The sequence below is a fragment of the Pseudomonas sp. PSKL.D1 genome, from assembly GCF_028898945.1.
In the GTDB taxonomy this organism is placed as follows: Bacteria; Pseudomonadota; Gammaproteobacteria; order Pseudomonadales; family Pseudomonadaceae; genus Aquipseudomonas.
Genome location: NZ_CP118607.1, coordinates 2,908,054 through 2,928,089, shown reverse-complemented (window position 1 = coordinate 2,928,089; position 20,036 = coordinate 2,908,054). Strand labels below are relative to the sequence as shown.

Annotated in this window: 20 protein-coding genes and 1 pseudogene; 7 read left to right on the top strand and 14 right to left on the bottom strand. The window is 63.3% G+C overall.

The window, feature by feature from the left end:
* Position 1: 1 nt before the first annotated feature.
* On the bottom strand, positions 2 to 901 hold the full coding sequence (locus PVV54_RS13115) for a bile acid:sodium symporter family protein (protein WP_274910355.1): 900 nt from the start codon (positions 899 to 901) through the stop codon (positions 2 to 4).
* 170 nt (positions 902 to 1,071) lie between these two features.
* Between PVV54_RS13115 and PVV54_RS13110 the strand changes: the two genes are divergently transcribed.
* From PVV54_RS13110 to PVV54_RS13090, 5 genes are all read left to right on the top strand, one after another.
* Complete coding sequence (locus PVV54_RS13110) at positions 1,072 to 1,953, top strand: Dyp-type peroxidase (protein ID WP_274910354.1); 882 nt, start codon at positions 1,072 to 1,074, stop codon at positions 1,951 to 1,953.
* An 89-nt stretch (positions 1,954 to 2,042) separates the two neighbouring features.
* Positions 2,043 to 2,951, top strand: a complete 909-nt coding sequence (locus tag PVV54_RS13105) for an aldo/keto reductase (protein WP_274910353.1) — start codon at positions 2,043 to 2,045, stop codon at positions 2,949 to 2,951.
* Positions 2,952 to 2,955: 4 nt separating this feature from the next.
* Positions 2,956 to 4,290, top strand: a complete 1,335-nt coding sequence (locus PVV54_RS13100) for an NTP/NDP exchange transporter (protein ID WP_274910352.1) — start codon at positions 2,956 to 2,958, stop codon at positions 4,288 to 4,290.
* Positions 4,291 to 4,401: 111 nt separating this feature from the next.
* Positions 4,402 to 4,587 carry a general stress protein gene (locus PVV54_RS13095; protein WP_274910351.1) on the top strand — a complete coding sequence of 62 codons (186 nt, stop codon included), beginning with the start codon at positions 4,402 to 4,404 and terminating at the stop codon, positions 4,585 to 4,587.
* Positions 4,588 to 4,722: 135 nt separating this feature from the next.
* The gene (locus PVV54_RS13090) at positions 4,723 to 5,301 is read left to right on the top strand and encodes a 5'-methylthioadenosine/S-adenosylhomocysteine nucleosidase family protein (RefSeq protein WP_274910350.1); all 579 of its coding nucleotides are present in this window, start codon (positions 4,723 to 4,725) and stop codon (positions 5,299 to 5,301) included.
* Between the two features lie 7 nt (positions 5,302 to 5,308).
* Here PVV54_RS13090 and PVV54_RS13085 read toward each other — a convergent pair whose 3' ends face one another.
* The 3 genes from PVV54_RS13085 to PVV54_RS13075 are packed head-to-tail and all read right to left on the bottom strand — an operon-like array spanning position 5,309 to position 8,258.
* On the bottom strand, positions 5,309 to 6,268 hold the full coding sequence (locus PVV54_RS13085; protein ID WP_274910349.1) for a lysylphosphatidylglycerol synthase domain-containing protein: 960 nt from the start codon (positions 6,266 to 6,268) through the stop codon (positions 5,309 to 5,311).
* Complete coding sequence (gene clsB, locus PVV54_RS13080; protein ID WP_274910348.1) at positions 6,268 to 7,470, bottom strand: cardiolipin synthase ClsB; 1,203 nt, start codon at positions 7,468 to 7,470, stop codon at positions 6,268 to 6,270. The genes PVV54_RS13085 and clsB overlap by 1 nt, the downstream gene beginning before the upstream one ends.
* Positions 7,467 to 8,258, bottom strand: a complete 792-nt coding sequence (locus PVV54_RS13075) for an endonuclease/exonuclease/phosphatase family protein (RefSeq protein WP_274910347.1) — start codon at positions 8,256 to 8,258, stop codon at positions 7,467 to 7,469. The genes clsB and PVV54_RS13075 overlap by 4 nt, the downstream gene beginning before the upstream one ends.
* A gap of 165 nt (positions 8,259 to 8,423) precedes the next feature.
* Between PVV54_RS13075 and PVV54_RS13070 the strand changes: the two genes are divergently transcribed.
* Together PVV54_RS13070 and PVV54_RS13065 are read left to right on the top strand one after the other, a co-directional pair.
* Positions 8,424 to 8,975: an ATP-dependent Clp protease proteolytic subunit gene (locus PVV54_RS13070; RefSeq protein ID WP_274910346.1), complete on the top strand. Its 552-nt coding sequence runs from the start codon at positions 8,424 to 8,426 to the stop codon at positions 8,973 to 8,975.
* Between the two features lie 69 nt (positions 8,976 to 9,044).
* Positions 9,045 to 9,299, top strand: a complete 255-nt coding sequence (locus PVV54_RS13065; RefSeq protein ID WP_274910345.1) for a DUF6555 family protein — start codon at positions 9,045 to 9,047, stop codon at positions 9,297 to 9,299.
* A gap of 64 nt (positions 9,300 to 9,363) precedes the next feature.
* Here PVV54_RS13065 and paaZ read toward each other — a convergent pair whose 3' ends face one another.
* The 10 genes and pseudogenes from paaZ to paaK form a co-directional block, all read right to left on the bottom strand.
* Positions 9,364 to 11,421: a phenylacetic acid degradation bifunctional protein PaaZ gene (paaZ, locus tag PVV54_RS13060; RefSeq protein ID WP_274910344.1), complete on the bottom strand. Its 2,058-nt coding sequence runs from the start codon at positions 11,419 to 11,421 to the stop codon at positions 9,364 to 9,366.
* 24 nt (positions 11,422 to 11,445) lie between these two features.
* Positions 11,446 to 12,678 carry an OprD family porin gene (locus PVV54_RS13055; RefSeq protein ID WP_274910343.1) on the bottom strand — a complete coding sequence of 411 codons (1,233 nt, stop codon included), beginning with the start codon at positions 12,676 to 12,678 and terminating at the stop codon, positions 11,446 to 11,448.
* Between the two features lie 31 nt (positions 12,679 to 12,709).
* Positions 12,710 to 14,278, bottom strand: a pseudogene (locus PVV54_RS13050) (cation acetate symporter); the annotation flags it as partial.
* The gene (locus PVV54_RS13045; protein ID WP_274910342.1) at positions 14,269 to 14,577 is read right to left on the bottom strand and encodes a DUF485 domain-containing protein; all 309 of its coding nucleotides are present in this window, start codon (positions 14,575 to 14,577) and stop codon (positions 14,269 to 14,271) included. The pseudogene PVV54_RS13050 and the gene PVV54_RS13045, both read right to left, overlap by 10 nt.
* Before the next feature lie 140 nt (positions 14,578 to 14,717).
* The gene (gene paaE / locus PVV54_RS13040) at positions 14,718 to 15,794 is read right to left on the bottom strand and encodes a 1,2-phenylacetyl-CoA epoxidase subunit PaaE (RefSeq protein ID WP_274910341.1); all 1,077 of its coding nucleotides are present in this window, start codon (positions 15,792 to 15,794) and stop codon (positions 14,718 to 14,720) included.
* 15 nt (positions 15,795 to 15,809) lie between these two features.
* Positions 15,810 to 16,343 (bottom strand): 1,2-phenylacetyl-CoA epoxidase subunit PaaD, encoded by a 534-nt coding sequence (paaD, locus tag PVV54_RS13035; protein ID WP_274910340.1) that lies wholly within the window; start codon positions 16,341 to 16,343, stop codon positions 15,810 to 15,812.
* On the bottom strand, positions 16,330 to 17,088 hold the full coding sequence (gene paaC / locus PVV54_RS13030) for a 1,2-phenylacetyl-CoA epoxidase subunit PaaC (RefSeq protein WP_274910339.1): 759 nt from the start codon (positions 17,086 to 17,088) through the stop codon (positions 16,330 to 16,332). The genes paaD and paaC overlap by 14 nt, the downstream gene beginning before the upstream one ends.
* An 8-nt stretch (positions 17,089 to 17,096) precedes the next feature.
* A complete protein-coding gene (gene paaB, locus PVV54_RS13025) occupies positions 17,097 to 17,378 on the bottom strand; it encodes a 1,2-phenylacetyl-CoA epoxidase subunit PaaB (RefSeq protein WP_008096376.1) in 282 nt (93 codons plus the stop codon).
* 25 nt (positions 17,379 to 17,403) lie between these two features.
* Entirely contained in the window at positions 17,404 to 18,393 is a 990-nt protein-coding gene (paaA, locus tag PVV54_RS13020; RefSeq protein ID WP_274910338.1) for a 1,2-phenylacetyl-CoA epoxidase subunit PaaA, read from the bottom strand.
* Between the two features lie 272 nt (positions 18,394 to 18,665).
* On the bottom strand, positions 18,666 to 19,985 hold the full coding sequence (gene paaK / locus PVV54_RS13015; protein WP_274910337.1) for a phenylacetate--CoA ligase PaaK: 1,320 nt from the start codon (positions 19,983 to 19,985) through the stop codon (positions 18,666 to 18,668).
* Positions 19,986 to 20,036 lie beyond the last annotated feature (51 nt).

Below are 20,036 nucleotides of genomic sequence, written 5' to 3'. Positions count from 1 at the left end.
CTCAGTTCACCGTTTCCCCTTTGCCTTGTGGTGCTTCGGCCGCATGGCCACGGCTTACCCACCAGCCAAAGCCGGCCGCCGTGAAGAACATGATCAGGCTGTAGAGCGCTGCAGGCACGGCCATGGTGGGGTTGTTCAACAGCGACGGGCTCAATGCCAGCGCAATGGCCAATGTGCCGTTGTGAATGCCGATTTCCATGCCGATCGCAATCGCCTGGCGCTTGGGGATGTTCAGCAGGCGTGGCACCCAGTAGCCGACGCTGAGGCTCAGCAGGTTGAACAGCAGCGCCGCCAGGCCAACCACAGGGGCGTACTCGACCACCGTCTGCCAGTCCTTGGCCAGCGCCAGCACGATGGTGAATGCCAGAAACAGCGCCGCCACCAGCTTCATGGGCTTTTCCATGCGCCCGGCAAAACGCGGCGCGAAGCGGCGGATCAGCATGCCCAGCGCCACCGGCAGCAGCACGATGGCGAACACCTGCATCACCTTGGCAAATTGCAGCGGGATGGCCTGATCGGACTCCATGAACCACATCAGCGACAGGTTCACCAGCAATGGCATGGTCAGGATCGCGATCAGCGAGTTCACCGCCGTGAGCGTGATGTTCAAAGCGACATCGCCGTGAGCCAGGTGGCTGAACAGGTTAGCCGTGGTGCCACCGGGCGAGGCCGCCAGCAGCATCAGCCCAACCGCCAGCGCCGACTCAAGGCCAAAACCGTTTGCAATCAGGAAGCACACCAGCGGCAGCAGCAGGATCTGGCAGGCCAGCCCGATCACCACCGGTTTCGGGTATTTCACCACACGGGCGAAGTCCGCCAGCGTCAGCGACAGCCCCAGGCCCAGCATGATGATGCCCAAGGCGAGGGGGAGGACGGCGGTAAGCAGGGGCGAAGCGGTCATGGGCGGGCACTCGGACGAAGAATTCCGAGGAGTGTAGGACGGTGGCGGGGAATGGCTAATCGCTACGGGAGGCTTTTGGGTAATGTTTTGTTAACGCACAGGCTTGCGCCTAATTGCGACGACGTTGCCATCAAAGTAGCATTCCCGCTTTTACCGAGGATTCGCCCGTCATGCCGTTCCAGCAAGGCTTGCTTGCCACCCCGGTGCCGGCCCATGCCCGTCACCTGTTCTTCACCCTGCACGCGGCCGAGGCACTGCCCGGTGTACTGGATGCATTGTTGCCACAGGTGGATGGCCTGAACCTGATCCTGGGCGTCGGCGCACCGCTGGTGAAAGCGCTGGGCCGCGAAGTGCCGGGTTTGCAGCCGTTCCCGTTGCTGGGCGCGGTGGTTGAGAACCCCAGCACCCAGCACGCCCTGTGGCTGTGGCTGCGCGGCAACGAACGCGGCGACCTGCTGCTGCAGGGCCAGGCGCTGGAGCAACTGCTCGCACCCGCGCTCACCCTGGTCGACAGCGTCGATGGCTTTCTGCACCGTGGTGGCCATGACCTCACGGGCTATGAAGACGGCACCGAAAACCCGGTCGAGCAGGACGCCATCGACGCCGCGATCGTCGCAGACGGCCAGCCGGGCCTGGTTGGCTCCAGCTTCGCCGCCTTTCAGCTGTGGAAACACGACCTGGGCTACTTCAAGTCGTTGCCGCAAGCGGACCAGGACAACATCATCGGCCGCCGCCTGAGCGACAACGAAGAACTCGACGACGCGCCTGAGTCGGCCCACGTCAAACGCACCGCCCAGGAAAGCTTCGAACCCGAGGCATTCATGGTGCGCCGTTCGCTGGCCTGGGCCGACGAGCGCGGCGCGGGCCTGGCGTTTGTCGCCCTGGGCCATAGCTTTGCGGCGTTCGACGCGCAATTGCGGCGCATGAGCGGCCTGGAGGACGGCATCATAGATGGCCTGTACCGCTTCAGCCGCCCACTGACCGGTGGCTATTACTGGTGCCCGCCACGGGGTGAGGCCGCTCTGGACCTGAGCCTGTTGCTGAAAGCCTGAGCACTAAACATCCAGAAACAGAATCACCCGCCGGGGCGCAGTAGAGCGGCTAGCCTTGAAAGTTTCCGATTGATGACGGGAGCTTTCCCATGTACGGACGTCGCGAAATCCTACGCGCCGGGGCGGCGTTGGGCCTGGTGGCCGCTAGCCCTTGGCTGTATGCCGCCCCCGCCAGCGGGCTGCTGACCCGCAAAGTCCCTTCCACCGGCGAGGCGTTGCCGGTGATCGGCGCGGGCACCTCCGGCAGCTTTGAAGTGCCGGCCGGCTCTGCCGAGTACCAGCAACTCAAAGTGGTGCTAAAAGCCTTCTTCGATGGCGGTGGCAAAGTCATCGACACCTCGCCGAACTATGGTGGCGCCGACAGCATCCTCGGCCAGTTGCTGGAGGAGGGTGGCTGGCACCGCCAATGCTTTATTGCCACCAAGATTGCTGCCGACAGCCGGGCTGACGCCGAAGCGCAATGGGCGGGTACCTTGAAGAGCCTGCGCACCGACAAGGTCGACCTGCTGCAAATCCACAACCTGCGAGACTGGAAAACACAGCTCTCTTACGCCCGCGAACTCAAACAACAGGGCAAGGCCCGTTACGTGGGCATTACCCATTACCTGGAAAGTGGCCAGGACGCTGTCGCCAGCATCGTGCGCAGCGAACCGCTGGACTTCATCCAGATCAACTACTCGGTGAACGCGCCCCAGGCCGCCCGTGAACTGCTACCCCTGTGCCAGGACAAGGGCATCGCGGTGCTGATCAACCGGGCGTTTGACGACGGCCGCCTGTTCGCCAGGGTCAAGGACCAACCGCTGCCCGGCTGGGCGACAGAGGCGGGCATTGGCAGTTGGGCGCAGATGTTCCTGAAATTCGCCATCAGCCACCCGGCGGTTACCACCGTCATACCCGCGACCGGTCGGCCCGATCGCCAGCTCGACCAGCTCAAGGCGGGGCATGAGCCCCTGCTCACCAGCGCCCAGCAGCAGGCGCTGATCCAGCAGTTCAGCTGATGCCATGAGCACCTGGCGAGCGCGCATCGAGCAAGGGCTGAACGTCAAGCCCGGTGAAGGCCCGGCGGTAATGGCCGGGCTGGCGCTGTTCTACTTGCTGTTCACGGGCTATTTCATGCTCCGGCCGGTGCGCGAAACCATGGGGGTGGCGGGGGGAGTCGACAACCTGCAGTGGCTGTTCACGGGCACCTTCATTGCCACCCTGGTGTGCCTGCCGCTGTTCGGCTGGCTGGCTTCCCGGGTGCGGCGTCGGCATATCCTGCCGTGGACCTACGGTTTTTTTGCCACCAACCTGTTGCTGTTTGCCGTACTGTTCGCCTACAACCCGGACGACCTGTGGCACGCGCGGGCCTTTTACATCTGGCTGTCGGTGTTCAATCTGCTGACCATCTCCCTGGCCTGGAGCGTGCTTGCCGACCTGTTCAGCACCGAGCAGGGCAAACGCCTTTTCGGGTTGCTGGCGGCCGGGGCCAGCCTGGGCGGGCTCAGCGGGCCGATCCTGGGCACCTTGCTGGTGGCGCCCCTGGGGCATGCAGGGCTGGTGGTGCTGGCTGCGTTGTTCCTGATTGGCAGCGTTGGCGCGAGTATCGCCCTGCAGCGCTGGCGTGACCGCCATCCGTTACCCGCCACGGCCGAACACCCGGCCTCCCGCCCGTTGGGCGGCAACCCGTTTGCCGGGGCGACGGCCGTGCTGCGCTCACCCTACCTGTTGGGCATCGCACTGTTCGTGGTGCTGTTGGCCAGCGTCAGCACCTTCCTGTATTTCGAACAGGCCCGCATCGTCAGCGAAACCTTCACCGATCGCACCCGCCAGACGCAGGTATTCGGCCTGATCGACACCGTGGTGCAAGCCTTGGCCATCCTCACCCAAGTGTTCATCACCGGCCGCCTGGCCCGGCGTCTGGGGGTTGGCGTATTACTGGTGGCGGTGCCGTTGGTGATGGCGGCGGGCTTTGTGTGGCTGGCGCTGGCGCCCGTGTTTGCCGTGTTCGTGGTGGTGATGGTGGTGCGCCGGGCGGGCGAGTACGCCCTGGTGCGCCCTGGGCGGGAAATGCTGTTCACCGTACTGCCCGCCGAGGACAAGTACAAAGCCAAGAATTTCATTGATACCGTGGTGTACCGCGGCGGTGATGCCTTGAGCGGCTGGGTTAAACGGGCACTGGATGTGATCGGCGACCATCCGCAATTGGCCATGTTGATGGGTGCAGTCATCGCCTTGGGCTGGGGTCTTGCTGGCGGCTGGCTGGGGCGCCGGCAGCGGCAACTGGAGGCGCAAAATCTGGGCCAGGAACCTGCGACGGCAGCTGGCGCGCCAAATACACAACCACCGTTTATTTAACGCCACCGGTCCGAAGCCCCTGCAATAAAACGAATCCCGCCGTGTTGCCATACTCCGACATTGTGTACGGCGCTTGCCGTGCATCCTGAAGTCACATGAGGTTTCAAGACCATGGCCAACAAAGAGAACAGCCGCATGGGCAGCCAAGGTGGTAACAAAAACCCAGGCAATTTCGCCAATGACCGGCAGAAAGCATCCGAAGCAGGCCGCAAAGGTGGCCAATCCTCCGGTGGCAACATGACCCAGGACCGCGAGAAGCAAGACCGCGAACAAGGCCACAAAGGCGGCCGTTCGTAAGCCTTGCAATGCAGTGCCGGGGCAACCTGGCACTGCAATGGCTTGTAATGCCCCGGTCGTTGCCAGCGCTTGCAATCCCCCGGTAGATACCGACAATGGCTGCCACCCACGCAGGCCATTCGGACCTACCGCCCTATGTTGCTCAACACACATTTCCCTGCCATTTCCCTTGCCGACACCCTGTTCGTTTTTGCCCTGGAGGCAGAGGCGGGGGACGTGTTTGCCGACGTCAACACCGTGTTCACCGGTATCGGCAAGGTCAACGCCGCCATTGCGCTGACCAAAGCCATCCAGCAACACCGCCCCAAACTGATCGTCAATCTCGGCTCGGCCGGCAGCCAACGCCACGGCAAGGGCGAGGTGGTGTGCTGCACGCGCTTCGTGCAGCGCGACATGGATGTGAGACCATTGGGCTTCGAGCGCTACCAGACGCCGCTTTCTGACGTGCCCGTGTTCCTGGAGCATGGCGAGGTGATTGCCGGGCTGCCCGTTGAAACCTGTGGCAGTGGCGACAGCTTCGAAGTGAACCACGGCGACGTGCCGTATGACATCGTCGATATGGAAGCCTACGTGTTCGCACTGATCGCCCGCGATGAGGGCATCCCGTTCGTGTGCCTGAAGTACATCTCCGATGATGCCGGCAGTGATGCGGCAGAGGACTGGTCGGTGCAGGTGCACCTGGCCGCCAAGGCCTTCCGTCGCGTCTTGTTCTGAGTGCAGCTCAGGATTTGCGCAGCGAGCCTTCCCGATGCTGGCGCATGGCCCGGGCGCGTTTTTCCAGCACCAGGTAGATGCCTATCGCCAGCAGTAAGGGAATGAGGTAATACAGCGTGCGATAGCCCAGCAACGACGCCACCAGGCTGCCCTGGCCCAGCTGCCCGTGCAGCAGCGCCAGGAACACCGCCTCCAGCACGCCGAGCCCGGCGGGTATGTGCGCCACCACGCCGGCCACGCAACTGATCAGCAGAATGCCCAGCACCGTCGGGTAGAACAGGCCTTGCGGCAGCAGCCAGTAAATCAAGGTTGCCATCAAGGCCCAGTTGCACGCCCCCAGTACCACCTGGCACAGCGCCAGGCGCCATGAAGGCAACATGATTTCATGGCCGCGAAACTGCCAGGTACGGCGCTTGGCAAAGGTACAGGCCAGCAGGTAGGCGAGCGCGATCGCCAGCAACAGCAAGCCGATCAGCTGCAGCCCTGTTTCACCGACTGCCCAGTTTGCCGGCAGCTTGACCAGGCGCAAGGCGAACACCGTACCGGCAATGAGCATGTAGCCCATCCAGTTGGTCAGCAGGCCAAGCGTCAGGATCCTGGTGATGGTGCCCGTGTCCAGCCCGAGCCGGCTGTACAACCGGTAACGCAGGGCCACACCGCCCACCCAGGTGGTGAAGTTGAGGTTGAAGGCATAGCACACGAACGCCACCGGCAAGATCTGCCGGGCCGGCAGCTGATGCCCTGTGTAGGCGCGGGCCAGCAGGTCATAGCTGGCGAACGTGAGGTAACTGCACAAGGCCAGGGCCAGGCCGATGGCCAAAGTACTGGCTTTGTAGGCGAGCAGCGACTGACGCACCTCCTGCCAGTCCAGGTTGCTGGCCAGCGTGTACAGCAACGCCGGGATCAACAGCACGAACAACAGGGTCAGCACGCGCTTGCCCCAGGTCTGCCAGGCCGGCTGTGCCATCAGGTATTGCCCTCGTGCAAATCCCTGTGTGCGTCAATTTCCGGTTGTACCGAGCGCAGCTTCTGCCGGTGCGCCGGAAACCAGCCGGCAATGCGCGGGAAGTAGCGCGTCAGGTGGAACCCCGCAAAGATCAGCGGCGCCCGCCACCAATAGCCGCGGATCATGCGTTCCAGCGTCACGGCCTTGCATTGCTCGCTGGCCAGTGTGGCGAGGTGCTGGTGAAGCTGCCGGTTGAAGGCGCGATCGCGAATCAGCAGGTTTGCCTCCAGGTTGAACGACAGGCTCAGTGGGTCCAGGTTGCTGGAACCGACCGTGGCCCACTCGTCATCAACCAGGGCGACCTTGCCGTGCAACGGCCTCTGGCAATACTCATGAATGTGTACGCCATCGCGCAGCAGGTAGTTGTACAGCAGGCGCGACAGCGCCCGCACCCAGCGCATGTCCGGTTGCCCCTGCAAAATCAGGGTCACCTCGACACCGCGCCGGGCCGCATTGCGCAGCTCGCGCAGCAGCCGGTAGCCCGGGAAGAAATACGCGTTGGCCACCATGATGCGCGTACGGGCGGCACGTATGCCTTGCAGGTAACTCAGTTCGATGTCGGTGCGATGGCGCCCGTTGTCGCGCTCCACGAACAATGCGCTGGCAGGGCCAGTGCGTTGCAAGGCGGGGCGCACGGCACTCGGCGGTTGCAGCACCGGCGCCATCAGCCGCTGGCTGGCCGCATGCAACTGCGCCACCACCGGCCCGGTGACCTCAACGGCATAATCCTGCTTCGCCATCGGCCCGTAGTCGCCCAAATGGTCGGCGCTGTAATTGATCCCGCCAATGAACGCTCGTTTGCCATCGACCACCACGATCTTACGGTGCAGCCGACGGAACAGGTTGGTGCGCATGCCGGCCAGGCGGGGCTGGGGGTCGAACGCATGAAAGCACACGCCCGCTTCGGTCATGGAGGCAATGAAGCCGTCAGGCAGGTCCGCCGTGCCATAGCCGTCAACCGCCAATTCTACCCGCACGCCCCGGCGCGCCGCGTGAATCAGCACCTGGCGCAGCTGCTGGCCAACCTTGTCGTCGAAGATGATGAAGGTTTCCAGCAGGATTTCTTCCTGCGCCTGGGCCATGGCCTCGAACACCCTTGGGTAATACTGCTCACCGTTGATCAGCAGCTCTACCTGATTACCGTCCACCCAAGACCTGTTCACAGGTGCACCTCCGCCGCCAAGGGGGCGTGGTCGGACAAATGCGACCACGGGTATTTGGCCAGTACCTGGGCCTTGGCCGGCTCGGCATTACGCAGGTAGATGCGGTCGAGCCGCAACCATGGCAAACGGGCCGGGAAGCTGCGTGCAGGGCTGCCAAAACGCTCGCCGAATACCTCCACCAGCTGCTTCGACAACACCGCATCTGCTTTCAGGCGCCAGTCGTTGAAATCACCGGCAACAATGACAGGGGCATCGGCAGGCAAGCTTTCCAGCAATTCCAGCAACAGCTGCACCTGACGACGGCGGTGGGCTTCACGCAGCCCAAGGTGCACGCACACGGCATGCACTTGAGTGTGGCCCGGCACGTCCAGTTGGCAGTGCAGCAGCCCGCGTTCCTCGTTGCCATGGATCGACACGTCGAGGTTGCGGTGATCGGCAATGGGAAACTTCGACAGCAAGGCGTTGCCGTGGTCGCCGTGGGGGTACACCGCGTTGCGCCCGTAGGCGAACTGCGGCCACATGCTGTCGGCCAGAAACTCGTATTGCGGCGTCTGCGGCCAGTGAGGGTGGCGCTGTGCATGGTGCTGATGGCTGCCGTGCACCTCCTGCAGAAATACCAGGTCTGCACCCGTGGCGCGCACGGCCTCACGCAGCTCCGGCAGGATGAAGCGCCGGTTCAACGGCGTGAAGCCCTTGTGCACATTGATGGTCAGCACATTCAGGCGGTGCACCGTGGCAATTTGCTCTTGTGTACCGGTCGTTGCGTTTTTGCTGTGGGTTTCAGTCACGCCGCCATCCTCGCTACGTCCTTTGAGGTGTGACCTGAGCAGCGCGGCAAGGGTTCAGCACAGTTGACCAGTGGCCGTCCGGCGCCACAGGTGAACTTTGTGCCGGTGCGTGTTTCCACCGTAGGGCGGCATTACAGGAAGGCCCCGCCAACCCTGGAGGCAAACATGGCCAGACACATCATCCATTTCACCGGCCCAATCAACTCGTCCACCTGCGGCAACCTGATCAATACGTGCGCCAAAGTGCTGCAACAGGGGGCTGAGGTGCTGCAATTGAACATCGCCACCATGGGCGGGGAATGCAGCTACGGTTTTACCCTGTACAACTTTTTGCGGGCTTTACCGGTGCCGGTACACACGCACAACCTGGGCACCGTGGAGTCCATGGGCAACATCCTGTTCCTGGCGGGCGAACACCGCACCGCCTGCAGCTACAGCAAGTTCCTGTTCCACCCGTTCCACTGGACGCTGCATGGCTCGGTGGACCACGCGCGCATGGCCGAATATGCAATGAGCCTGGATTACGACCTGCGGCTGTATGCGCAAATTGTTGCCGAGCGCACAGAAGGCAGTGCCGAAACGCTCGATGTGCCGCGTTACCTGATGGCCTACCCACGCATTCTGGGGCCTCGCGAGGCGCTGGATTGCGGGCTGATCCATGCCATCGACGAACTGCCCGTCGAGGCGGACGTCACACAATGGAGTGTGCATGCGTAAGTTTTTTGAATCTTCACGGCGCGCCTCACTCAATGATTGAGTCATCCATGGAGAAGAGGAGGCCCCGTGATGCCTAACCCCCAGCTGTACATCATCGATTACCAACTGCATGGCCAGCCACGCAGTTTCATCATCCGCCTGGACCGCCTCGACAATGCTGAGGCGTGGCATTGGGCGAGCTGCGATGCGGGGATCGGCATCATTCCCAAGTTCGGGCGGGAGAAGATCAGAAAGATCAGCAGGCCGATGGCGGAGCGCTATGGGATTACGGCGGTGAGTTGGCGCGTGTCTGGCAGCAGGTCCACCACGGCAGTGGATGCGTAGGAGCGGCCCGCACCCAAAAATGCAGGGGCCGCAAAGCGGCCCCGGCGATCTTAAGTGAATAGCATTATACGCCTTGCTTTTTGAGGACCAAGGTCAGAATGTCGTAACTGGCCACCAGTTCCCCCAACTGGTTGGTCACCTCCACGTCCCACGCCACCACACCCTGCGGCTGCCCCAGCGGGCTGCTCTTGCCCTGGTCAATCTTGCGCTTGCAGGTGAGCCGCGCCTGGATGGTGTCGCCGATTCCCACCGGGTTGATGAACCGCAGCGTATCCAGCCCATAGTTGGCCAGCACCGGCCCTTCACCTGGTGAAACGAATAGCCCGGCGGCGGCGGACAGTACGAAATAGCCGTGGGCGATGCGCTTGCCGAACTGCGACGCCTTGGCGGCGATTTCGTCGAAGTGCATGTAGAAATGGTCGCCCGAGAGGCAGCCAAAGTTGACCAGGTCGGCTTCGGTCACGGTGCGGCGGTGGGTAAGCAGCGACTCGCCGATGCGCAGCTCTTCAAAATGGCGGCGGAACGGATGAACGTCGGTCTCGATCACCTCGGCACCGCGCACGTATTCACCGGTGACGGCTGCGAGCATGCTCGGCGAACCCTGCACGGCAGCGCGCTGCAGGTAGTGCTTGACCGCACGCAGGCCGCCCAGTTCTTCACCACCGCCGGCACGCCCGGGGCCGCCGTGCTTGAGCTGGGGCAGGGGAGAGCCGTGGCCGGTTGATTCCTTGGCTGCTTCGCTGTCCAGTACCAGCAAACGGCCATGCCAGGCGGCCGCCACAGGGATGGCCTTGGCGGCAACGGCGCGGTCAGCGGTCACCAGCGTCGCCACCAGGCTACCCTTGCCGCGGGCAGCCAAAGCCAAGGCTTCGTCGAGGTCGTCGTACGCCATCAGGGTGCTGACCGGGCCGAACGCTTCGATGTCGTGCGCGCCGCCCTCGGCATGCGGATTGCGGGCATGCAACAGGGTCGGGGCAAAGAAGGCGCCTTCGGCCACACCTTCACCGCGCGGGCTGAAGCCGTCGCTGGCGCCAAACACCTGGTCGCAACTTTGCAGCAGGCTGCGCACCCGCTCGCCCACGTCACGCTGCTGGTCATGGGAGGCAAGGGCGCCCATGCGCACACCTTCCACCGACGGGTCGCCGACTACCACTTTGCTCAAACGCTCGCGTAGGCGGCTGGCCACGGCGTCCAGGTGCTTGGCCGGCACGATCGCGCGGCGGATGGCGGTGCATTTCTGCCCGGCCTTGGTGGTCATTTCGCGCACCACCTCTTTGATGTACAGGTCGAACGCTTCACTGTCCGGGCTCACGTCCGGGCCCAGAATGGCGCAGTTGAGCGAATCGGCTTCGGCGGTGAAGGGCACCGAATTGCGGATCAGGTTGGGCGTGACGCGCAGTTTGGCTGCCGTGTCGGCGGAACCGGTGAAGGTGACCACGTCCTGGCCTTGCAGGCGGTCGAGCAGGTCACCGGTGCTGCCGATCACCAACTGCAGGCTGCCGGCAGGCAGCAACCCCGACTCATTCATCAGCCGCACCACGGCTTCTGTCAGGTAGCTGGTGGAGGTGGCAGGCTTGACGATGCACGGCATGCCGGCCAGGAAGGTTGGCGCGAACTTCTCGAGCATGCCCCAGATCGGGAAGTTGAATGCGTTGATGTGCACGGCAACACCGGCCCGTGGCACCAGGATGTGGCTGCCGGCGAAGTGGCCTTGCTTGCCCAGCGGGATTGCGGGGCCTTCGTGCACCAGGTTGCCCGACGGCAGTTCGCGGCTGCCAATACCCGCGTAGGCGAACAGCGTGGCGTTGCCGCCTTCGATGTCGATCCAGCTGTCGGCACGGGTGGCGCCGCTGTGGTGCGACAACGCGTAAAGCTGCTCTTTGCGCTCGGCCAGGTACAGCGCGATGGCTTTGAGCCGTGCCGCGCGTTGCTGGAAGTCCATGGCCATCAATTCAGCCAGGCCACGGGCGCGGGCAAAGTCCACCGCTTCGGCGAAATCCGAGCGCTCTTCGTGGCTGTAGGCCAGCACGTGGCCGTCGAGGGCGCTGCGCAGGGCCTGGGCGCCGTGCTGGCCGATCCAGCGGCCGGCAATGAAACTTTGCAGGGTAGGGGCTTCAGACATGGTGTACTCCTTCAAGGGGCGCGCTTACCACAGCGCCAGGGTGTAGCCGATGATCAGGCGGTTTTCGTCCAGGGCATTGGTCAGGCCGTTGCCGGACCGGAAAGTGACATTGCGCCAGCGCAGGCTGACGTCCTTGAACGGGCCGCTCTGGATGACGTAGGTGAGGTCGGTGTCGCGCTCGCGCTCACGGCCGTTGCTGACCGTGGCGGTTTCGGCATGACGGCCGTCGGTGTAGCGGGTCATGAAGCTCAGGCCGGGGATGCCCATGGCCACGAAGTCGTAGTCGTAGCGCACCTGCCAGGAGTCCAGGCCGGCGCGGGTGAAGGTGTTGTAGGTGACCAGGTTGACGGTGAACGGGTCGCCACCGTTGACGAACGGGAAGGCACTGTCGCCCGACATCTGCTGCCAGGTGGCGGTGAACTTGTGCGCCTTTACGCCCAGGGTGAACATGGCGTTGAAGTTGCGGTTGTCGATGCTGCCGGCACGCTGGGCGCCGTCTTCGCGGCTGTCGAAGTAGCGCAGGTCGGTACGCAGGCTGACGCCTTCGGCCAACGGGCGTGTGTCAACCAAGCCAACGAATTGCTGGCGGTAGATGTCTTCGAGCTTGGCGTAGTAGTAGCTGATGCTGGTTTGCGGGGTGAGTGCGTAGCTGCCGCCGGCGAAGTCCAGGTTGTCGCTGACAGCGGCGCCGTAGCCCATGTCTTCGCGGCCAGACGAATCCCGCAGGTTGACCTTGGTCAGGCGCCCGGCATTGAGTGTCAGGCCATTGATGTCCTGGCTGGTCAGCTGGCCACCCTGGAAGGTCGTGGACAGCAGGCGGCTGTCGTTATAGACAATCACCGGCAGGATGGGCTGCAAGGTGCCTACGCGCAGGGTGCTTTTCGACACCCGCACCTTGCCGGTGAGCCCCAGTTCGCTGTAGTCGTCCACCGGCTCGTGGCTGTTGGGGCCGAATGGCAGCAGGCCCGTGTTGCGCCGGTCACGGCTGGAGTCGAGCTTGATGCCCAACTCGCCAATGGCATCCACACCAAAGCCGACCGGGCCATCGGTAAAGCCGGACTCAAGGCGCGCGGTAAAGCCCTGGCCCCATTCTTCGGCCTTGGCCTGAGGAGCATTGCTCTGGCGGAAGTCGCGGTTGATGTAGTGGTTGCGCAGTTCCAGCCGCGCATGGCTGTCGCCGATGAAGTCCGCCATGACGGGCAGGGGCAGGGCAAAGGTGGCCAGGCAAGCGGCCGATTTCAGGTGCAGGCGGTTCATTGTTTTTATACCCGACATTGGTTCGAAAGGATCAGTGCTTGCTGGCGCCGGCAGCGCCGATGCCGGTCATGGAACGGATGAACTGGGCCAGGTAGCGGCCGCGTTCCTCTTGGGCGCGTTCGGAGGTGTCGGTCACCGAGAACACCCAGGCGCCGAGGAAGGCCAGGCTCATGGAGAACAGTGCCGGGTTGCTGTAAGGGAACAGTGCCCGCTCGTTGTGCAGCACGTTGACCCACACTGCCGGGCCCAGCACCACCAGCACGATGGCCGACAGCAGCCCGGCCATGCTGCCGCATACGGCGCCACGGGTAGTCAGGCCCTTCCAGAACATCGAGAGCAGCAGCACCGGGAAGTTGACCGAGGCCGCCACGGCCAGCACCAGGCCGGACAGGAAGGCGATGTTCTGCGACTCGAACACCAGGCCCAGCACCACGGCCAGCAAGCCGATCACCAGGGTGGCGATGCGCGATACGCGCATTTCTTCCTGTTCGGTTGCCTGGCCCTTGCGCACCACGCAGGCATACAGGTCATGGGACACCGCTGAAGCACCCGACAGAGCCAGGCCAGCCACCACGGCGAGAATGGTGGCAAACGCTACGGCCGAGATGAAACCGAGGAACAGGTTGCCGCCCACGGCCTGGGCCAGGTGCACGGCCACCATGTTGCCGCCGCCGATGATCGCGCCCGTGGCATCACGGTAAGCGGGCTCGGTGCCCACCATGACGATGGCGCCAAAACCGATGACGATCAGCAGCAGGTAGAAGTAGCCAATGAAACCCGTGGCGTAGAACACGCTCTTGCGTGCTTCCTTGGCGTCACTGACGGTGAAAAAGCGCATCAGGATATGCGGCAGGCCGGCAGTGCCGAACATCATGCCCAGCCCCAGAGAAATCGCGTCCACCGGGTTGGACAGCAGCCCGCCCGGGGCCATGATCGCCTGGCCCTTGGCGTGCACGGCCACGGCGTTGGCGAACATGGCCTCGGTGCTGAAGCCAAAGTGCTTGAGCACCATGAACGCCATGAAACTGGTACCCGACAGCAACATCACCGCTTTGATGATCTGCACCCAGGTGGTGGCCAGCATGCCGCCAAAGGTCACATAAGCCACCATCAGCACGCCCACCAGCATCACCGCGTACAGGTAACTGATACCGAACAGCAGTTCGATCAGCTTGCCGGCGCCGACCATCTGCGCCACCAGGTACATCAGCGCCACGGCCAGGGTGCCGAACGCCGAGGTGAGGCGTACCGGGGTCTGTGCCAGGCGGTACGAGACTACGTCGGCAAAGGTGTACTTGCCCAGGTTGCGCAGGCGCTCGGCGATCAGGAACAGGATGATCGGCCAGCCAGCGAGCACGCCCAGGGCGTAAAGCAGGCCGTCGTAACCGTTCATGAACATCATTGCCGAAATGCCCAGGAAAGACGCGGCGCTGATCATGTCACCGGCAATCGCCAGGCCATTCTGCATGCCGGTCAGGCCACCACCTGCGGTGTAGAAGTCGCTGGCCGAACGGGTGCGCAAGGCGGCCCAGCGGGTGACCAGCAAGGTGAAGCAGACGAACACCATGAACATCGAAATGGCAGTCCAGTTCATTGCGCGCACTCCTGCTTGACCTTGTCGTTGAGCGGGTCGAGCACGTTGTTGGCGCGGTGCACGTAGAGGCCGGTCAGGGCGAACGACAACAGCACCATGAGCACGCCGACCAGCATGCCCACCGTGGTCACGCCGCCGCTAAGGGACTGGCCGAGGGTGCTGGGGGAAAACGCCACCAGCAGGACGAAGCCGTAGTAGATCACCAGCATGGCCAGGGTCAGGCTGCCATTGAGGCGGCGCTTGCGGCGCACCAGGTGCTGGAAATCGGGGTGGTTGGTGATGGTTTCGATGTGTTCGGGGGTCATGGGTTGCGATCTCGTGGGTGTTGTAATTGTTTTGGTGAGGTCACGCGGGTGTTGCTGAGGGCCTCATCGCGGATAAATCCGCTCCTACAAGGGCACGCGTTTGTAGGAGCGGATTTATCCGCGATGAAAGCGACGCGGTCTTACAATTGGTCGAAATCGAGTACTACCTTGTCGCTGATCGGGTACGTCTGGCACGACAGCACATACCCGGCCGCCACTTCGTAGTCCTCCAGCGCATGGTTGCTGTCCATTTCCACCTCGCCCTCGATCACCCGGCACTTGCAGGTCGAACACACACCGGCCTTGCACGAGTAGGGCAGCTCGGCACCGATGGCGTTGCCGGCGTCCAGCACGTTCCGGGTATTGCGCGGCAAATCGAAACTGAGCGCGCGGCCATCGCTGATCACGGTGATATGGCTGAGCGCCGCATCCACCTGGCGGGCAGCTTCACGGGCTTCACGGCGCTGTTCACTGCCGGCGGCGGCAAACAGTTCGAAGTGGATGCGGGCCTTGTCCATGCCATTGGCCTGCAGGCTGTCGCGCACGGTTTCGGTCATGGCTTGCGGGCCGCAGATGAAGGCCGCATCCAGACTGGGCACATCCATCCAGCGGGAAAACAACTGGCCGCACTTGTCGGCATCGATGCGGCCGTTGTACAGGTCGATGTCCTGCTGCTCGCGGCTGAACACGAAGATCAGGTTCAAGCGGTTGAGGTAGCGGTTTTTCAGGTCTTCGAGCGTGTCACGAAACAGCGCCCCGGAGCTGGAACGGTTGCCGTACAGCAGGGTGAAGCGGCTGTTCGGTTCTGCGTCCAGCGTGGTGGCGATGATCGACAGGATCGGGGTGATGCCGCTGCCGGCGGCCACGCCCAGGTAATGCCCTCGGCGAGCAGGCTCCAGTGGCACGAAGAAGCTGCCGGCCGGTGGCATCACGTCCAGCTGCTGGCCCGCCTTGAGCACATCGTTGGCGAAGGCCGAAAAACGCCCGCCGGGTACACGTTTTACCGCCACGCGAAGCTCGCCGTCCTGCACCGCGCTGCAAATGGAGTAGGAACGGCGCACTTCCTCGTTATCCAGCTGGGTGCGCATCACCAGGTATTGCCCTTGGGTGAAGCGGAAGGTGTGCTGCAAATGCGCGGGTACGTCGAAAGCAATCGACACCGCGTCGCGGGTTTCCGGGCGCACTTGCTTGATGGTCAGGCTGTGAAACTGGCTCATGGTGATCTCCACGGCTCAAATGCATTTGAAATAGTCGAACGGCTCCAGGCACTCGCGGCAGCGGTATAGCGCCTTGCAGGCCGTGGAGCCGAACTGGCTGAGCAGTTCGGTGTTGTGGCTGGCGCATTGCGGGCAGCACACCTCGGGTGCCTCGCCCAGCAGGCTGCGCTTGCTGCTACTGCCCTGGGGCGGTGCGATGCCATAGGCACGCAGGCGTTCACGGCCCAGCGGGCTGATCCAGTCGGTGCTCCAGGCCGGGGTCAGGCGCCGCTCCAGGTCGGGCGCGGCAAAACCGGCCTGCTCCAGCGCATCGCGGATGTCGCCCTCAATCACCTCGGTGGCCGGGCAGCCGGAATAAGTGGGGGTGACCACCAGATGCAGGTGGCCAGCGCGCCAGCCCAGGTCGCGAACGATGCCAAGGTCGACCACGCTGACCACCGGCACTTCCGGGTCCATGACCTGGCCCAGCACGGCCCAGGCACGGCTCAGGTCGTCACCGCGCAGCGCGCGGGCGCCACGGTCGCCGGCAATCAGCTCACCAGGTTGCATCGGGGTAGGCCCTCGGCAGGAACTGCATCTCGGCCAGCAGCAAGCCCAGGTGCTCGGTGTGCAGGCCTTGGCGGCCGCTCAGGTAGAAGTGGCTGGCAGCCTTGGGCAGCGGCAGCTCGACCGAGGCAAAAATCGCGCTCACCTGCTTCAGCCATGCCGCACCCACCTGGGCAGGGTCGGCAATGGCCCCAGCCCGGGCCAGTTCGGTTTCGCTGTCGCTGCCCGCCGTCAGTTCGACGGTAAAGCGCCACAGGGCCGGGATCGCCTCGAGCATGCGACGGCGGCTTTCGTCGGTGCCGCCGCCCAGGCGCTGTACCCACTCACTGGAGCGGCGCAGGTGGTAGGTCACTTCCTTGAGCGCCTTGGCGGCGATACCGGCGATGCGTTCATCGGTCGAAGCGGCCAGGCCTTGCAGCACGGCGTAATGCCAGGCGTCATAAAGAAACTGCTTGAGCATGGTCACGGCGTAGTCACCGTTGGGTTGCTCGACGAGCAGCAAGTTGCGGAAAGCCCGCTCGTCACGGCGGAACGCCAGGGCGTCGGCATCGCGGCCGTCCGCCTGCAGCTCGGCGGCATATTCCAGCCAGTTACGCGCCTGGCCGACCAGGTCGAGGCCAACGTTCATCAGGGCCAGTTCTTCTTCCAGCGCTGGCGCGTGGCCACACCATTCACACAGGCGCTGGCCCTGGATCAGGGCGCTGTCGCCGAGCAACAGCAGGTAGGGGATGAGTGCTTGCTTGTGCATGGCCAACCTCACATGTGCCCGACTTCGTCGGGCAGTTCGTAGAAGCTGGCGTGGCGGTACACCTTGTCGTCCGACGGCACGAACAGCGGGTCTTTCTCGTCCGGGGACGACGCGGTAATCAGCGCCGACGGCACCACCCACAGGCTCACGCCTTCGCTGCGGCGGGTGTACAGCTCACGGGCATTCTCAATGGCCATGGCGGCGTCGGCGGCGTGCACGCTGCCAACATGCTTGTGGTTCAGGCCGTGCTTGCTGCGCACGAACACTTCGTAAAGGGTCCAGACAGACATTTTCGATCTCCGCATCAATCGCCGCTCAGGCGGCGTTCTTGTTCTGTTGTTTGCGTGCATAGGCCACCGCGGCTTCGCGCACCCAGGCACCGTCCTCGATGGCCTTGCGGCGGGTGGCGACGCGCTCCTGGTTGCAGGGGCCGTTGCCCTTGATAACTTCGTAGAACTCGTCCCACTGGATGTCACCGAAGTCGTAGTGGCCGCGTTCGGCGTTCCATTTCAGGTGTGGGTCGGGGGCTGTGCAGCCCAGCAGTTCGAGTTGCGGCACGGTCTGGTCGATGAAACGCTGGCGCAGTTCGTCGTTGGTCTGGCGCTTGATCTTCCAGGCCATCGACTGGGCGCTGTTGGGGGAGTGCTCGTCGCTGGGGCCGAACATCATCAGCGCGGGCCACCACAGGCGGTTGATGGCGTCCTGGACCATGTCCTTCTGCGCCTGGGTACCCTCGCGCATCATGGTCAGCAACAGCTCGTAACCCTGGCGCTGATGGAAGCTCTCTTCCTTGCAGATACGGATCATGGCGCGGGAGTAGGGGCCGTAGGAGGTGCGCTGCAGCACCACCTGGTTGACGATGGCGGCGCCGTCGACCAGCCAGCCTACCGCGCCCATGTCGGCCCAGCTGAGGGTGGGGTAGTTGAAGATGCTCGAGTACTTGGCCTTGCCGCTGTGCAGTTTGGCGATTTCTTCGTCGCGGTCGGCGCCGAGGGTTTCCATGGCGCTGTACAGGTAAAGGCCGTGGCCGGCTTCGTCCTGGATCTTGGCCATCAGCTGCAGTTTGCGCTTGAGGCTGGGGGCGCGGGTGACCCAGTTGCCTTCGGGCAGCATACCGACGATTTCCGAGTGGGCGTGCTGGGAGATCTGCCGGATGAGGGTTTGGCGGTAGGCGTCCGGCATCCAGTTTTTGGCTTCGATCTTGATTTCGGCGTCGATCTTTTCCTGGAAGTGGCGTTCCTGCGGGGACATTTCTTCCAGCGACTTGACGTGCTTGACACCGGTTTCCACGAGCTGTGCGTACATGTTCCGACTCCTGCTAAGGCATGAGTCATTTGTATGCGATACAAAACGCATCGTCAAACTGTTTTATGTGTATCAAATGAAATTTGTGTATCGGTTTCAGGTCGAGGGGCTGCTGCGCAGCCCTTTCGTGACACAAGGCCGCTCCCACAAGGGAACGCGATCTCCTGTGGGAGCGGCCTTGTGTCGCGATTGGGCCGCAGAGCGGCCCCAGACAGTTTCACAGGCAAAAAAACCCCGGACCAGGCCGGGGCTACAAAGGCGACTGAGATGACTCAGCCAGCCAACCGTTTGTCAAATACGTGACAAGCCTTGCCCTCGGACCGTTTCAGCGTCCCGCAAGGCTGCAAACGCACCTGGGTGCTGATGCCAATGTAAGTCTTGATCTGTTTGGTCAGCTCCCCGGCCAGCAGCTTGCGCTGCCCCTCATCGAAATGCTGGCACTCCCCACGCAATTCCACATGCACCTCGACGCTATCCAGGTTGCCATTACGATACAAATGAATCTCGTACATCTCTGAAAGCTGTTTTATTTTAAGCACCTGCTCCTCGATCTGTGTCGGGAACACGTTAACCCCGCGAATGATCAGCATGTCGTCGCTGCGCCCGGTGATCTTGCCAATCCGTCGCATCGGCCGCGCCGTGCCCGGCAGCAATCGGGTCAGGTCGCGGGTGCGGTAGCGCACCATAGGCAGCGCTTCCTTGCTCAGTGAAGTGAACACCAATTCGCCCAGCTGGCCGTCGGGCAGCACCGCACCGGTAACCGGGTCGATGATTTCGGGGTAGAAGTGGTCTTCCCAGATGGTCGGGCCATCCTTGGTCTCGATGCACTCCATGGCCACGCCAGGGCCCATGATTTCCGAAAGGCCGTAGATATCCAGGGCGTTGATGCCCAGGCGTTGCTCGATGGAACGGCGCAGTTCATCGGTCCATGGCTCGGCACCGAAAATGCCCAGGCGCAGCTTGAGGTCATGCGGGTCGATGCCCTGGCGCTCGATTTCGTCGGCCAGATTGAGCATGTAGGAGGGCGTGACCATGATGATGTCAGGCTGGAAATCGCGGATCAGCTGCACCTGTTTCTCGGTTTGCCCGCCGGACATCGGGATGACCGTGCACCCCAGCCGCTCGGCACCGTAGTGGGCACCCAGGCCGCCCGTGAACAGGCCGTAGCCGTACGACACATGCACTTTGTCGCCCTTGCGCCCGCCAGCGGCGCGAATCGACCGAGCCACCACGTTGGCCCAAGTGTCGATGTCGTTCTGGGTGTAGCCGACCACGGTGGGTTTGCCGGTGGTGCCGCTTGATGCATGCAGGCGCACGACCTCCTGCTGGGGCACGGCGAACATGCCGTAGGGGTAGTTGTCGCGCAGGTCGTTCTTGCCGGTGAAGGGGAACTTCGCCAGGTCTTCGAGGCTGGTCAAGTCATCGGGGTGGGCACCGCATTCGTCGAAGCGTTTGCGGTATAGCGGCACATTGTCGTACGCGTGTTTCAGGCTCCAGCGCAGCCGTTGCAGCTGGTGCTCGCGCAGGGCGTCGACACTGGCGGTTTCCATCGGGTCCAACAGGGCACGGTCGGCATCATGGTACATGTTCATGGCTTCACTCGAATTGTTCTTGTAGACCGGCTGCCCGCAGGCGCCGTGAGT

Bases quoted from the DNA above. Each gene is read 5' to 3' on its own strand.
- paaZ (WP_274910344.1), bottom strand. From the start codon at position 11,421: ATGTCTGAAGCCCCTACCCTGCAAAGTTTCATTGCCGGCCGCTGGATC.
- PVV54_RS13055 (WP_274910343.1), bottom strand. From the start codon at position 12,678: ATGAACCGCCTGCACCTGAAATCGGCCGCTTGCCTGGCCACCTTTGCC.
- paaA (WP_274910338.1), bottom strand. From the start codon at position 18,393: ATGTACGCACAGCTCGTGGAAACCGGTGTCAAGCACGTCAAGTCGCTG.
- PVV54_RS13070 (WP_274910346.1), top strand. From the start codon at position 8,424: ATGGCCAGACACATCATCCATTTCACCGGCCCAATCAACTCGTCCACC.
- paaB (WP_008096376.1), bottom strand. From the start codon at position 17,378: ATGTCTGTCTGGACCCTTTACGAAGTGTTCGTGCGCAGCAAGCACGGC.
- PVV54_RS13095 (WP_274910351.1), top strand. From the start codon at position 4,402: ATGGCCAACAAAGAGAACAGCCGCATGGGCAGCCAAGGTGGTAACAAA.
- PVV54_RS13085 (WP_274910349.1), bottom strand. From the start codon at position 6,268: ATGGCACAGCCGGCCTGGCAGACCTGGGGCAAGCGCGTGCTGACCCTG.
- PVV54_RS13110 (WP_274910354.1), top strand. From the start codon at position 1,072: ATGCCGTTCCAGCAAGGCTTGCTTGCCACCCCGGTGCCGGCCCATGCC.
- PVV54_RS13090 (WP_274910350.1), top strand. From the start codon at position 4,723: ATGTTGCTCAACACACATTTCCCTGCCATTTCCCTTGCCGACACCCTG.
- PVV54_RS13115 (WP_274910355.1), bottom strand. From the start codon at position 901: ATGACCGCTTCGCCCCTGCTTACCGCCGTCCTCCCCCTCGCCTTGGGC.
- PVV54_RS13045 (WP_274910342.1), bottom strand. From the start codon at position 14,577: ATGACCCCCGAACACATCGAAACCATCACCAACCACCCCGATTTCCAG.
- paaC (WP_274910339.1), bottom strand. From the start codon at position 17,088: ATGCACAAGCAAGCACTCATCCCCTACCTGCTGTTGCTCGGCGACAGC.
- PVV54_RS13065 (WP_274910345.1), top strand. From the start codon at position 9,045: ATGCCTAACCCCCAGCTGTACATCATCGATTACCAACTGCATGGCCAG.
- PVV54_RS13100 (WP_274910352.1), top strand. From the start codon at position 2,956: ATGAGCACCTGGCGAGCGCGCATCGAGCAAGGGCTGAACGTCAAGCCC.
- PVV54_RS13105 (WP_274910353.1), top strand. From the start codon at position 2,043: ATGTACGGACGTCGCGAAATCCTACGCGCCGGGGCGGCGTTGGGCCTG.
- paaD (WP_274910340.1), bottom strand. From the start codon at position 16,343: ATGCAACCTGGTGAGCTGATTGCCGGCGACCGTGGCGCCCGCGCGCTG.
- paaE (WP_274910341.1), bottom strand. From the start codon at position 15,794: ATGAGCCAGTTTCACAGCCTGACCATCAAGCAAGTGCGCCCGGAAACC.
- paaK (WP_274910337.1), bottom strand. From the start codon at position 19,985: ATGAACATGTACCATGATGCCGACCGTGCCCTGTTGGACCCGATGGAA.